Genomic DNA, 13,932 nt, shown 5'->3' on the forward strand with positions numbered 1-13,932 from the left:
CATATAATTTAACTATAATTATAGTTAAATTATATGTGTAATATTTTTTGTTTACCAAGATCATTTAAATAAAATTCACATTTGTTTCCATCTTTCCAGCTTATCTCAACTATATAACCCTTAACCTTAAGTGCTTCTACTATTTTTAATGTTTCATCTTTTGTAATTTCAACTAAACTATTTATATATATTGGCTTTACATAATCATATCCATTTTCTTTATAAAACTCACGAATTGCATTTAAAACCTTCTCCATAAAAAAATCACACCCCTTATTATAATCTTATTTATTAACCACTCGTACTTCCATACTAATCTTAATAATTACTAACTATAATCTCATTATATTATTCACGCACTTGATAGTTAAAACATTATATCAAATTCAATATATATTTTATGCTAAATTAGTATAAAGATACACCCAATCGTATAAAGATTGTGTTAAGATTTTATAATTCAGCTTTATATTCTTGTAATTTTTCCACAAATTAGGATCTATTTTCTTCGGAGTTTACTATAAAAAATATAATTTCACATAATTTTACACAAACAGTCATTAATTATACCATATTTAAAATATATTATTAATAGCCTTTAATCTATATTATTGTTGATAATTGAATTTTTGCTTCCAAATTGAATCACATAGATAAAAACCCCCTTAATCGTAGTTTTATTCTCCTAAAATTAAGGGGGTTTTTCATTTGTGTATTCTATTAAGTTAACTTACTTATAAATTATTTACCAACTAAACCTCCACCATTTCCTGCTCCTGAGCTTTGTGGTCCGTATATTGGTGGTCTCCTAGTATTTTTTTGCTGTGAAGATTTTGCTTTCTTTTCTTCAATAATTTTTTTCATTATTTCCATGTTTTTATTTACATCATTTTTCATATTTTTACCTTCTTCTTTTTTATTTTTTATAAAATTCACATTAAAAAACTAACTGCTACCTTCTAATTTAATATTAGTAATGAATATTTTCAAGGTATGTTTTATTATTTTATAATCTATTATAACCTAAAAACAGTGCTTTGAGTTATGCCTATTAACTAATATATATTTTAGTTTCGTGCATACTTAAAATAGGTACCAGGAAATTATATCCTGGTACCTATTTCATATCATATTATTGTTTTAAAATTACTTAACGCCTTTTATCACATCCATAGATGGTCTTCCACCTTCAAACATATTTTTAACCCTCAGACCTATAAGTGGATTTAACTCTGGATGTGTTAGAATATAAAATCTTTCTTCCTCAATTGCCTTAAATATAGTATCTCCAATTGTATCAATTGGAATTCCACCTTTAATAACCTTATGTTTCTGGCCCTCTTCTTCTTTATACAAATCACTTTGATAATAAGGTTGACTCATGTCATTTGCATATTTCTTTGGTCTGTGCCTTTCACAATTATCAAGATCTGTCTGAATAAATCCTGGACAGAACACAGACATTTTTATTTTATCTGTTTGACACTGAAGATCTAAATAAGTAGATTCAGAAAGACCAACTGTTGCAAATTTCGAAGTATGGTATGCTGACATCCCATTCAGATCCAAAAGCCCAGCTACAGAAGAAGTATTGACAATATAGCACTCAGTATCCTGTTTTAGCATTATTGGAATAAATACTTTTTCTCCATGTATAGCGCCCCAAACATTAGCTTTCATAATCCATTCCCAGTCGTTTAAAGATAGTAACCAAGCTGGTCCTGCAACTACAACTCCCGCATTATTAAACAATAAATCTATATGATGGAATCTTTCAAGAGCTATCTTCGCAAGCATCTCCATGTCTTCAAATTTCATGACATCCATTTCGACGGCTAATACATCTGCACCTTCTGCCTTAAGTTGCTTTTCCGCTCTTTTTAAGTCACTTCCATCAATATCTGCTATAACTATCTTAATTGATCTTTTTGCACATTCCTTAGCAATTGCTAGGCCTATTCCATTTGCTCCACCTGTAATAACTGCTACTTTGCCTTTAAAGTCCTTCATAATACAAAGCCTCCTTAAAATCCTTCTTAAAAATAACCAATATTTTTAACCTCTTTGGCATAATAATAACTTAATTTAATATTATAAAGAGTCTTCCCACCAGTCCCATCTTGTATTGGAATAAGGTATAAATGCCATTGGATCTACTTCTTCCAAGACTTTACCCCTTAAAAGTACTGTGGTTCCTTCAGTGTATGTGCAACCTAACATCTTCACGACTTCTAATTCTGCCCAAGGGTCATGTGGTGAATCCTTAAGATTCATCTCAACTTCTCCATTTTCAAATAGTGTGTTATCCATGGTTTCCCCTTGCTCTATAAGTCGTGGTTTTAAGTCGAATCCACTGCCATCTGGCGACTTAGAATATTTGAAGTTATATATAGGTAATATATTTCCATAATTATCACCAATTATTTTCTTGCCGTCTATATCATTGAATTTTCCATTAAGATTTGCTTTTAAACTAAAGAATTCTATTCCATTTCGGGATACACTTCCATTAACCGTATCTCCTTCTCTCTTAAGTTCAATTTCTGCCAGTTTCTTTGGAAACCCATAAATTTCTCTGCCAAGTGCCATAGCCATGCCGTCACTTACCTGCATTGAAATACAATAGGTTCCGATTTGACCATTGTAATCTGCTAATATAAGTAAAGCTGTTTCCTTATATGCGGCGCAAAAATTTGTTCTAGGATAATTTGCTACAAAAGCACTTACTAAAGGTCTTTTAGCTGGCTTTAGAGGTGCTGGGAGTAACCGTGCAATAATCTCAGGCTTTGTTTCCCAATAAGCCGTAAGCATCTGCGCATCGTAAAAAGTTGTTGGTTTACTACAATATTTTTTAATATCATTTGGATCCTTTATAAAACTATTCATTATTGGTACCTCCCTATATTTTATGTTTCAAAATTATTTCATTAACATTGACATGCTTCAACCTATAACGCCTAATTGTTCATATATATGAATATTTTTTCCTGGAAAATTACCATCTCTAATTAAAAATATTGCAGCAGTCAGTGATGCAAGTCCAGTACCAACCATATAAGCATTCATTTTTTCTACATCGATAGTTTGATCAAAATTGAATTTAATTTTAACACCCTCCATTCAAAAATTTATTTTTAAGTTATATCCCTTGGTCAAATTTTCATTTACCAAGTTAAGCACCTCCCATAATTACAATATAATTCCAACCAGAAAGTTTGTCTACAATCAGACTTGCAAAAGTGTCTGAAAACCATACACTTGTCTTTCTTAGTAGTACAAAATATACATTAAACTATTTACAATTAATTCTTACTCTTGCCACTATAATGACACAATCAATTGTTATTATAAGTACATAGAAAGTAATTAATTTTTTTTAATTAGAGCCCCCTTTAATTAAATATAAATTTAACATAACCAAAAGAAGAACTGATATAACATAATCAGTTCTTCTTTTGGTTAAAAGTTTATACATTAGCGTTTTTTAAAGTAACCTGTCAGGCTATTAGGCGACTATAAAAAGAACTGATTTTATCTTATTAATGAAACTATTTCCTGCGTAGTTCTAAGCTTTCCAATCCTAGGAAAGATATACTTGCATTCAAAGTCATGTTCTTCTTTTGTAGAAGCTGTCATTGCATCAGTTGAAAAAATCTGGTTATATCCATGTTGAAAAGCTTCTCTTGCTGTAGTGTCTACACCAATGTTAGTTGAAACACCGCATAATACAATAGTGTCAATCCCACGACGCCTTAGTTGCAAATCAAGATCAGTACCATAAAACGCTCCCCATTGTCTTTTAATAATATGATGTGCATTTTTAACATTTGAGAGTTCAGGTACAAAACTATCAAAGCCCTTTGGTAAAGATGATAAATTAGTTTTTATAACAACATCTGTATTTGGCTTTAACATATCTTTTCCATCTAGTGATGAAACTTTTACAAGAACTACAAACGCCCCCTTTTCAGTAAATGTTTTAACTAAACTACTTGCATTCTTTATAACCTGGTCATATGTAAAAGGTGAAGCTGGACGTTCTTTATTAGCAATACCCATTTGTAAATCAATAACTACAAGAGCTGTCCTCTGAGCATTAATATATTCTTTTTCTTTTATTGACTTTAAATCTTCCATTTTTATTTTCCCTTTATTCACTTAGATTTTGTAAAACATTTACTTTCTTATACACTTTAAAATAAACCCAAATTGCATTTGAAAGGAGCAACCCGCTTGTTATAAAAAATACATATATTAAACCTAGACGCGCTGCTATTTGTCCACCAAACACAGATCCAGCAAAGGTTCCCAGATAAAATGCAGACATATTAAAACCAAATATTCTACCTGTAAGAACATCTGGAGTTATCTTTTTAAGCAGTGTATTAATTGATGGCGCAAGACCCGCCGTTGCAAATCCAAGTAAAAATCTTAATGCCATTAATTGCCATGAATTTTTTACAAAGGCTTGAGGTATAAATAACACTCCTGCTACTATAAGTGCTACAAGCATTACTTTCTGTGGTCCAATCTTATCTGACAACTTTCCGAGCCTAGGAGCTGCTATTATAGATGCAAGTCCAGAAGCTGAAAAAACCATACCAGAAATAAATGCAATATGAGCCACATTAGTTGATAACTGAGTTATATATACAGTTATTATAGGCTCAATAGAATAATATGCAAGTTGCAATACAAACGAAGTTACAAACATAGTTACAATAAGACTAGAATTAGGTAACTGATTCCATACTTCTTTCATACTTAAAATCTTTTTCTCTTCTCGTACAAACTCCTCTTTAACAAATAGTAAGGTTGCAATGAATGCAACTAACATTAATCCTCCAGTTAAAAAAAATGCAAACTTTAGACCTAAAATCTCATCCATATATCCACCAAATAATGGCCCAAGAAGTGACCCTGTAACAGAGGCTGTTGAAAGCACCCCCAAAGCCCACCCTGCATGTTCTCTTTCTGTTTGAGTTGCTATAAGTGTAATACAAGCTGTAGTATACCCTGTTATAACTCCTTGAAGTATTCGAAGTCCGATCAATTGATATACATTTTGTGCAAGCCCCATACTTCCAATTACAATAGCCATCCCGAGGCTTGCACGCAGTAGCATAGGTTTACGTCCAAACTTGTCTGCTGCGTATCCCCATATTGGTGAAAATATTGCGGATACAATGAATGTTGCTCCAAAAGCAATTCCTGATATCTGCTCGATTGCAGATATATTTTGGATTCCTAACTGTCTTATATAAAGAGGCATAATAGGAGCTATTTGACTCATGCCTATCGCTGTAACAAAGGTTCCAAACCAGCATACATATAAATTTCTTTTCCATAATTTCAATTGCCTCTTCCCTCTTTCTTAACTTTTAATTGAAAATGGTGGCTATAATCCATCAATACAATTATGTAGAGACATATGCAAAGTACTTGGTAAAACATTAGATCAAATTTTTGGGGAGGATGATAGCAATGTATAAAAATGAGAAACTGGATGAAATGCAAATCCAAAGAAGAAATAAAATAGGGAATAACTGTTTTATGGCAATGTTCTATCTACTTTTTATAGATATTGGACTTCGCGAGATAGGAATTAGTTGGCTAGCTTATCCTTTAAATGTGTTAATAATTATTACTATCTGTATGGTATATTATCTTATCGGGACAATAAAGTCAGGATCCTATTTAGGCGTTAACTATAAAAATGAAAATTCCAAGTATGTAATAGGTGGTATCTTTGTCTCTGTTTTTCTTTTAATATCAGGGATTGTCCTAACAGTATTTTTCAAAGATAATAATCCACTTTTTTCAAACATTGGAACCACACTTATAGTAATCACAATCTCTATATTAGTTTTTTTAGTTATTGTGGCTTTAGGTAATATATCCAGACATAAAAATGATAATGGCGAGAATTAAACTAACTTATTATTATCGAACAATATATCTATTTCATTACTGTCTGGCTCTTGAAACTGTTTTGAAAAAAGTTATTTCATATTTTCATTAATGTAATAACTTTTTTTCCCATTTTTAGATTTTTATTTCGTTTTTCGATGTTATACAACCATATCTCTTGTAATACTCTGACATAATGTAGTTCCGTTTTAATCCTTTTGTTTGCATAATATAATTTGACTTGCTGTCTTTCAAATTGAGTCCAAAAACCAAAGTCTAATATCACATTAGTATTTGCTGATACAATTTGTTCAGCTAACTGATAAAGATAGTTTTGAACCTTTTGTAAAATAATTCTATGGTTATTTCCCAATTGTTCTTCAAACAATCCCAACATCAATTCATCACAAGATAAAATAACCGCATTATATCTTATTTTCATTTTCTTTACATATGTACTCTTTCCACTACATATTTTCTCACATAATAAAATAATTTTATCCATTTCATCACCCCATAAAATATAAATAATCTTTATTTAAAACATTTTCTTGAAGTTTTTCTGATCTTTTATTCCACCATATCCACAAGACACATAAAATGCGTGTGCTCCAGTTCTCGCTAATCCTGACACCAATCGGACGCCATATGCACCTGTATCCCATGCCCATTCTTCAACTTCATTCATGAGCATTTTTCCAATACCATTTTTTTTGAAATCAGATGCTACAGCAATACCCATAATATTCTTCAAATGCGGTGCATATAGCAAATCATGATTATTTGCGTGAACATATCCTACTACCTTATCGTAAGCTATAGCTACATATATTTTATGGTTACTATCATTTAGTAATTGTTCTAATTTCTTTTTTGTATCTGAAGCCGGATATTCATACCCCATTTCATTTTTATTAAGTAGAGCTATATCCATGTAGTCTAGCATTGTACATTCTCTAATATTTATTTTCAAATCAACACCCCCAAGACGATTTAATCAGTATTTAAGTTGCCATATCTTTCAAAAGTCAATCACAATATTTCCTTTATTATACTATTACTTACATAGTTTAGATATGGAAATTTAATATAAATCTTCATAAAAATCATTTATGCATAAGTTGGCATGAATAGACATCTGACAAACTTAAGATACTATAGTAAAATGAATATAGAATATAAAACTTAAAATAATTTATATGTAAAGGAAGTAGACAATGGAGAAAACTATAAAACTAAGGTATCCGACATATCTTAAAGAATTTGAATGCATTGGTGGAGAATGTAAAGACAGTTGTTGTATTGGTTGGGATATAGATATTGATAAGACAACCTTTCGGCAGTATTATAAAGTTCAAGACAAAGAAATGAAACGCATGTTTCAAAAAAATGTACATAATAATGATGAATACCTAAGTCCCGATGTAGATTATGGAAAAGTAAAATTAAAAAGCGGGAAAAGATGTGCTTTTCTAGATGAAGCAAATTATTGTATGATTTATTCGAAAATTGGAGAAGAATATCTTTCAAATGTTTGCACATCTTTTCCTAGAATAACAAATATGGTAGATAGGCATTACGAAATGTCCCTTGATGTAGCCTGTCCAGAAGCCGCAAGAATTCTTTTATTAAAAGAAGAAGGAATTAGTTTTAAGGAAAGTGAAGAAATTTTAGGAAAACATATAATATCAAGTGATATTGAAACTACATCTACAGAATATAATAACTCACCAGTAAAGTATTTTAAAGAAATTAGAGACCTTAGTATTAAAATAATTCAAAATAGGAAATTCGACCTAAGCCAAAGACTTTATATATTAGGTGATTTTATAAATGCATTAGAAAAAGAACTTAAACATAAGTATAATAATGTACCAACATTTATTAAACAATATAATATAAATTCAGTTAACGATTCATATGAAAAAAAAGGGCCAAGTTATATTATTCAAGTAGATTTTTTCAAAACAATGCTAGGTTTTTTAAAAGTATCTAAAGAAGTGGATAGTCTTTCTTTTAAGGAATATACTAAGCAAATTATAGCTGGATTCAAATTTGATAAAGAAGAAGATATTAGTAAACATTCCGAGCTTTACACAAAAGCATTTGAAAATTATACTGAAAATTTTATGAATAATAATAGCTATATTTTCGAAAATTATTTAGTTAATTTCATGTATAACTACATGTTTCCATTTAATGAATCAGAATCAATGTTTGATGGATACATTATGCTTTTAGTAAGGTCTTCATTTATTAGGTTTTATTTAGTTGGAAGATATTTATATAATGATCATGATAACAAAGAAGATATAGTTGAGTTTATCCAAACTTTCTCTAAGACCATAGAACATCACAGGACTTATTTAACTGATTCACTAAATCATATAAAGGAACATAAATTTGATAATATGGAATTTGCTAAAAAGCTTTTATAAAAAACAAGGCAAGAATTATTAATCAGGTTCACCATGTTTTTTATGATATTACTGCTCAAATACAATTTTTTTTAGAAAACTTTGGATTATTATCCGGTTTTATGTTTGTTTTCTATTAAATTTACAATTAGTTCTTAGTTTCGTCACTATAATGACACAAATAGTTGTTATAATAAAGATATAGAAAGTAAGTAATTGATTTTTTTAATTAGAGTCCCCCTTTAATTAATATAAATTTAATATAAAACTTTAAAAGAACTGATGTAATTACATCAGTTCTTTAGTTATAAAATAAAAAAACATGGAAGATAGTAGGCTAGCTATCTTTTTCATATTTTGCACTGCTGCTGTAAGCAGACACTGCTCTTGCACATTTTCTAATCCGCGCATATGGCAATAGCGAAGCCCATGCAGTTGTTTAGAATCTGCGAAGCTTCGCTCTATAGTTTCTTTCCTTCTTCTATATATATATTTCTACCCTTATCCGTTTTGGTAAACTTTACAACATCTTCTTTATACATTTCCCAAACATGTCTTCTAACAGTTTTAACCTTACTTTTATCAGAAAAACATTGAGTTCTATTTACATATTTTGTATTAAAATTAAATTTTTTTATTTGCACATCCAATCTATCGATATAAGGATCAACATCATTTATATTTCCAGGAGTAACATAAACATCAGTAATTATATTGTGTTTACTGTCCACAGTTCTGTGATCTAAATAGGAGAAGCCTTCCGGCTTGCCATCTCTCATCATATATCCGCTGTCGGGGTCAGTTGTGCTAACTTTAATTTCTTTTATTATGGTAACAGGTTCTTTCACTTTCAAAGGTCTTTTACCGTGATTTATTCTATCTTCCTCTACAGCTTTATTAAGATCAGCTACATATTCTTTAGGTGTTTTTCAACTTCAATTTTCACAAGCTTTCGCTTATTAGCATTTGCTTTTAGGTGTGTAGAATCTGTGTAAAGTATTTTACCAGTTACCATCTTAAGATTTATAGCCTTAAATACGACTTCGTCAAATATTTTTGGAACACGTCAGTTCCTTTAAATCGTCTACGTCTATTTTGGCTAATTGTTGAATGATCTGGAATAACATCAGTAAGGCTTAGTCCTAAAAACCATCTATAAGCTACATTTACTTCAATTTCCTTTACAAGTTGTCGCTCAGATTTTATTCCAAATAGGTATCAATAAACAGCATTTTGAAGAGTAAAATAGGATCTACGCCAGGTCTTCCATTATCTAAACAATAATATTTTTGAGTCAATTCTCTTATGAAAGAGAACTGATGTAATTACATCAGTTCTTTTCTTTGTATAAACATCCTAGAGCTTTTAATATACCCAAAATGGTTTGCTATTTTCTTGTAATTTGGAACACCAATACCATACTTTTCTGCAATATTTACAATATTAAAGATAAGTTCATCCTTTTCACTGCTTTTACCTGTCTTAATATCCTTTTGCATTGAAGCCGTTGTATCTGAACTAAATCCACTTAAAATTACAAGATTTTCGTCTATAAAATCTGTGTCCAATTTAATATTTAATGCAATTGCAACCTTTTGTAATTCCTTAAGTAACAATATAAACATCTTTCTGCATTCTCCGTCCTTTTGAAATTCACCAGCTGCAGCATCATAATACGCTCCAGTCGCCGCATATGCAGATGTAAATGAGATTTTTTTAAATATGTCACATCTTATATTATCTGAAATAATTCCATCTATTCCCGATTCCTCAAGGTCTAATTGTACTTTATACAATACATCAATATCCACCTTTGTATTTTCTCTTGCTCCAAAAACAACTCTAAAAATCTTAATTGTCTGTGTAATCTCCCCAGGAGCTGATATATATCCCCCAACATAAATACAACCATCAAGAACAGTTATACCAGGCAAAGCCTCGGATAACTGTTCTCCAGCATTTAATGCATTCAAAATTGGAATTATAATTGTTTTTGCATGGGAAGCCTTTTTTATGGTAGAAATAGTCTCATTTAATGAGTATCCTTTAACACATAAAAAAATCACATCAAACTTACCAAATTCCTGGTCGCCATCAAATACTTTAACATTTTCTAGATTTATTTCACCCTTTAGCGTTGAGTGAACAATAAGTCCATTTTCCTTTATAGCCTTTAAATGATTCCCTCTTGCTATAAATGCAACATCTTTTCCACTACTTGCTAAATATCCTCCTATACAACCCCCTGTACCACCAGTACCAATTATTAAGTATTTCATAATACACTCTCCCCTTATCATATATTAATATATTCTTTTTTAAATTTACAATTAATTCTTAATAATGTCACTATAATGACACATATAATTGTTATTATATATATCATAGAGAGTAATTAATTTTTTAATTAGAGCCCCCCTTTAATTAATATAAATTTAATATAAATCTTTAAAAGAACTGTTTATATATAAACAGTTCTTTTTTTATATAAAAATCATTAGTGCATACCTCAATTATCAAAAGGATTATTTGACATTGCTGTAACAAATAAGTACGGAAAAGTATTTTTCAAATGCTTAATATACATAACCCATTGGCTTACACTTGCCCGGTATACCCTTTTTATATCATTTTTTATATGTTCTTTTTCATCCTCACGTAGTTCTGCTAAATTTCTTGAAGACAACTCATCTTGCAAATGAAAAACTGCCGTTAATAAATGAGTAAAAGTTTCATGCTCCAATAGATTTGGATTTTCTAATAGTCTCAATAAAAATCCTCTTTTACTTAAAAGGAATTTATTCATTTCTTCCAAGTCAACTTTGTAGAACTCAATTTCATAATCATAATTTTTACATTTTTCTAATGCTTTTTTGAAATCTCTATCTTCCCAACTTGGATCAACTATGAGAAAATTTGCAATCTCCTTAACGTTTGAATCAATCGCCGTAAAGTATTTTAACGTGCTAGTACCAACTTCATTAAAAAACACGCCTATTATTAAATTTAGCTTTTCTATTAAAGCTTCCGTTTCTCTTTGCTTAATAACTCTATCAATAACTAAGGATACTAATAAAACTTGAATAGGTATAAATGCCAAATCTCCTATAAAATACAATAAAATAAGATGTGTGTCTCTAAAAAGAAAATAGTGAAAAGAATATAATACTATTGATAAAAATATCAATAACACAGAAAATTTAAAACGCCAACCCAATTTCTTCATTCTTATCCCCCTAAAATATTATTAATATTTTATTTTTCTCCTTCTTTTTCTTTTCTTCAAATAATTTGTTCTTATTATAAGCGCTATTCCTACTAAAACTAAAGCTAATATTCCCGCCGCCATAAGATATATAGGCATATCATTCTTTGTTAAAGCTCCGCTAGAAACTGCTGAATAAAGCTTATAAGTTTTTACTTTTCCCTTTTGTGTTAATCTCAAGGTTCCAATGCTCTCGTTTCCTTTAAGACTAGAAACAGTGATATCAGATAAGTTTATATTTTCCTTCAAGTCTTTTTCATTTGCATCATTCTTGTAATAACTAACATCCTCTTTAACTACTAGTGGTACACTTACAGTTTTTTCTGGGCCAAAAAATTTAAGCGGTTTATATTTTAATGTTTCTGTTTTCACAACGGAATTGTTTGCGTGTAACACCGTCCTTTGCAAAGTATAACTATAGTTGATAATTTTTTCCATATCATTGAAAACATAAGTGTCACTTGCATCCATAACTGAGCCCATAACAACGCCCATAATTTCTCTACCATTTCTTTCATAAAAAGCTACAAGACATCTCCCTGCCTTTGAAGTATACCCCGTTTTTCCACCAATACAACCATTAACACCAAGAAGTTTATTGCTGTTCTCAATTTTAAATGTTGTACCTTTTGATGTTGATAAAGTACTTTGCTTTTTATTCATTGACTCTTTTACCCAAGGATTTAAAAATGCAAATCTAGCCAATATGCTCATATCATAAGGCGTAGTATAATGATCTGGATCATGAAGACCGTTAGGAGTTACAAAATGAGTTTTAGTCATCTGTAATTTAGCTGCCTTATCATTCATCATTTTCATAAAATTTGTAGAATTCCCTGAAATATTATCTGCAATCATATATGCAGTGTCATTTGCTGAAAATAATAACAAACCATCCATTACATCTGCACTTGACATGGTCTCATTAAGTCCAATTGAATGAAGATTAACATTTAATGAATCCGCTGGCTGAATTTTTGCACTTTGCGTGTATTTTATTTTATCAGTTTTTACCCTGTTCTCAGCGAGAAGTAGTGCAGTTATCAGCTTTGTCATACTTGCTGGGTACATTTGCTTGTCCACATCTTTCGCATAAATTATCTCGCCAGTTGCAACATCAACAGTGATAGCTGCTTTCCCATATATTGTTGGCACATTTGTAGTGCTCTCACTACCAGTCGCAGCAAAAACATTTAAACTCATAGAAGATACTAGAAATAATACAATCAGAATAAAAAATCTTTTGTTTTTCAACTTTCATCTCTCCATTACTTTTATTTATTACAAATTTATTATAAAAAACAGTTTGTTGTATATCATTTTACAAGACAATATTTTAGCGTATAAGCTAATATTATATCACATTTTTCAAATACTGTCATTGACATATATTCTGTTTTGCTCTATACTATTTAAACTATATGCTAATACATATAGTTTAAATATACTATAAAGGGGTATAAAATAAGTGATTAAATTTTTGTTAGATTTAGGTTTAAAATTTGAAACAGTCGGTGTATTGATAAAAATCATAATAACAATATTTATAATAATGATGTTTCATTTGTTAAAGAAAAGTATATGTTCATTTATTAATAAATCAAATTTTGATTCACTTAATACAATAAAATATAAAAAAACGTCTACACTATCCGTAAATATCTTAACTGCTGTAGCTATTATACCAATATGGATGTATGAGTCTAAGGATATATTTACATTTTTAGGGATATTCTCTGCTGGACTTGCCTTTGCCTTTCGTGATCTTGTAGCAAGTTTTTTGGGATGGCTTATAATTAATACTCACAAGCCCTTTAAACTTGGTGATAGAATAAAGATTGGAGAGAGTCTTGGCGACGTCGTAGCTATAGATTGGTTTTATACTACTATAATTGAGGTCATGGAAAATGACAATAGAACATACGGACAAAGTACTGGGAGAATTACTCATATACCAAATATACAAATACTCACTGAAGACCTTATAAATGAAACTAACGCATTCCCTTTTACTTGGAATGAGCTTAAAATAAACCTTACACTTACAAGTAATTGGAGAGAAGCTAAAAATATATTAATGTCTATTGCTGATGATAAAGTAGGAGATATAGAGCGGGAAGCAAAAGATTCACTAAGCATAGCATCAAAAACTCTTCCTATTTATTACGAAAATCTTTCACACACAGTCTATACTTCCATGGAATCCGGAAGTGTTTGTTTAAACTTAAGGCTTATTTGCAAGGCAAGAAATTTTAGAAATTTACAGCATGCCTTAGTTGAAGATATTCTAGATGAATTTGCTAAACATGAAGACATCGAATTATTATGATTAGACTATAT

The 13,932-nt window shown here is 30.1% G+C and carries 15 protein-coding genes and 1 pseudogene; 3 read left to right on the top strand and 13 right to left on the bottom strand.

Annotated features, from left to right (window positions below; translation table 11 throughout):
- Positions 1–29: 29 nt before the first annotated feature.
- The 7 genes from LL038_RS15760 to LL038_RS15790 all read right to left on the bottom strand — a co-directional run bounded on the left by LL038_RS15760 (position 30) and on the right by LL038_RS15790 (position 5,356).
- Positions 30–257 carry a hypothetical protein gene (locus tag LL038_RS15760; RefSeq protein ID WP_216106273.1) on the bottom strand — a complete coding sequence of 76 codons (228 nt, stop codon included), beginning with the start codon at positions 255–257 and terminating at the stop codon, positions 30–32.
- Positions 258–741: 484 nt separating this feature from the next.
- The gene (locus LL038_RS15765) at positions 742–897 is read right to left on the bottom strand and encodes a hypothetical protein (RefSeq protein ID WP_162855514.1); all 156 of its coding nucleotides are present in this window, start codon (positions 895–897) and stop codon (positions 742–744) included.
- Positions 898–1,146: 249 nt separating this feature from the next.
- The gene (locus tag LL038_RS15770) at positions 1,147–2,010 is read right to left on the bottom strand and encodes an SDR family NAD(P)-dependent oxidoreductase (RefSeq protein WP_216123387.1); all 864 of its coding nucleotides are present in this window, start codon (positions 2,008–2,010) and stop codon (positions 1,147–1,149) included.
- 81 nt (positions 2,011–2,091) lie between these two features.
- The gene (locus LL038_RS15775; protein WP_216123389.1) at positions 2,092–2,886 is read right to left on the bottom strand and encodes an acetoacetate decarboxylase family protein; all 795 of its coding nucleotides are present in this window, start codon (positions 2,884–2,886) and stop codon (positions 2,092–2,094) included.
- 57 nt (positions 2,887–2,943) lie between these two features.
- Positions 2,944–3,120, bottom strand: a complete 177-nt coding sequence (locus LL038_RS15780; RefSeq protein WP_216123390.1) for an oleate hydratase — start codon at positions 3,118–3,120, stop codon at positions 2,944–2,946.
- Between the two features lie 411 nt (positions 3,121–3,531).
- Complete coding sequence (locus LL038_RS15785) at positions 3,532–4,137, bottom strand: isochorismatase family protein (protein WP_216123391.1); 606 nt, start codon at positions 4,135–4,137, stop codon at positions 3,532–3,534.
- A gap of 13 nt (positions 4,138–4,150) precedes the next feature.
- A complete protein-coding gene (locus LL038_RS15790) occupies positions 4,151–5,356 on the bottom strand; it encodes a multidrug efflux MFS transporter (protein WP_216123392.1) in 1,206 nt (401 codons plus the stop codon).
- 128 nt (positions 5,357–5,484) lie between these two features.
- Here LL038_RS15790 and LL038_RS15800 point away from each other — a divergent pair, with 128 nt between their 5' ends.
- Complete coding sequence (locus tag LL038_RS15800) at positions 5,485–5,931, top strand: DUF6773 family protein (RefSeq protein WP_216123393.1); 447 nt, start codon at positions 5,485–5,487, stop codon at positions 5,929–5,931.
- Between the two features lie 76 nt (positions 5,932–6,007).
- Here the strand turns inward: LL038_RS15800 and LL038_RS15805 are convergent, their stop codons facing one another.
- Together LL038_RS15805 and LL038_RS15810 are read right to left on the bottom strand one after the other, a co-directional pair.
- A complete protein-coding gene (locus tag LL038_RS15805) occupies positions 6,008–6,415 on the bottom strand; it encodes an AAA family ATPase (protein WP_216123395.1) in 408 nt (135 codons plus the stop codon).
- A gap of 33 nt (positions 6,416–6,448) precedes the next feature.
- Positions 6,449–6,883 (bottom strand): GNAT family N-acetyltransferase, encoded by a 435-nt coding sequence (locus LL038_RS15810; protein WP_253200052.1) that lies wholly within the window; start codon positions 6,881–6,883, stop codon positions 6,449–6,451.
- Between the two features lie 244 nt (positions 6,884–7,127).
- Between LL038_RS15810 and fliB the strand changes: the two genes are divergently transcribed.
- Positions 7,128–8,348 (top strand): flagellin lysine-N-methylase, encoded by a 1,221-nt coding sequence (gene fliB / locus LL038_RS15815; RefSeq protein WP_216123397.1) that lies wholly within the window; start codon positions 7,128–7,130, stop codon positions 8,346–8,348.
- 267 nt (positions 8,349–8,615) lie between these two features.
- On the opposite strand, the pseudogene LL038_RS15820 reads toward fliB, so the two are convergent.
- From LL038_RS15820 to LL038_RS15835, 4 genes and pseudogenes are all read right to left on the bottom strand, one after another.
- Positions 8,616–9,643, bottom strand: a pseudogene (locus tag LL038_RS15820) (transposase); the annotation flags it as partial.
- A gap of 9 nt (positions 9,644–9,652) precedes the next feature.
- The gene (locus tag LL038_RS15825; RefSeq protein ID WP_216123853.1) at positions 9,653–10,606 is read right to left on the bottom strand and encodes a ketopantoate reductase family protein; all 954 of its coding nucleotides are present in this window, start codon (positions 10,604–10,606) and stop codon (positions 9,653–9,655) included.
- A 230-nt stretch (positions 10,607–10,836) separates the two neighbouring features.
- Positions 10,837–11,553: a hypothetical protein gene (locus LL038_RS15830; protein WP_216123852.1), complete on the bottom strand. Its 717-nt coding sequence runs from the start codon at positions 11,551–11,553 to the stop codon at positions 10,837–10,839.
- Between the two features lie 21 nt (positions 11,554–11,574).
- Complete coding sequence (locus LL038_RS15835; protein ID WP_253200000.1) at positions 11,575–12,846, bottom strand: D-alanyl-D-alanine carboxypeptidase family protein; 1,272 nt, start codon at positions 12,844–12,846, stop codon at positions 11,575–11,577.
- A gap of 214 nt (positions 12,847–13,060) precedes the next feature.
- Between LL038_RS15835 and LL038_RS15840 the strand changes: the two genes are divergently transcribed.
- Complete coding sequence (locus LL038_RS15840; protein ID WP_268055887.1) at positions 13,061–13,921, top strand: mechanosensitive ion channel family protein; 861 nt, start codon at positions 13,061–13,063, stop codon at positions 13,919–13,921.
- Positions 13,922–13,932 lie beyond the last annotated feature (11 nt).

Source organism: Clostridium estertheticum (assembly GCF_026650985.1).
In the GTDB taxonomy this organism is placed as follows: Bacteria; Bacillota; Clostridia; order Clostridiales; family Clostridiaceae; genus Clostridium_AD; species Clostridium_AD estertheticum_C.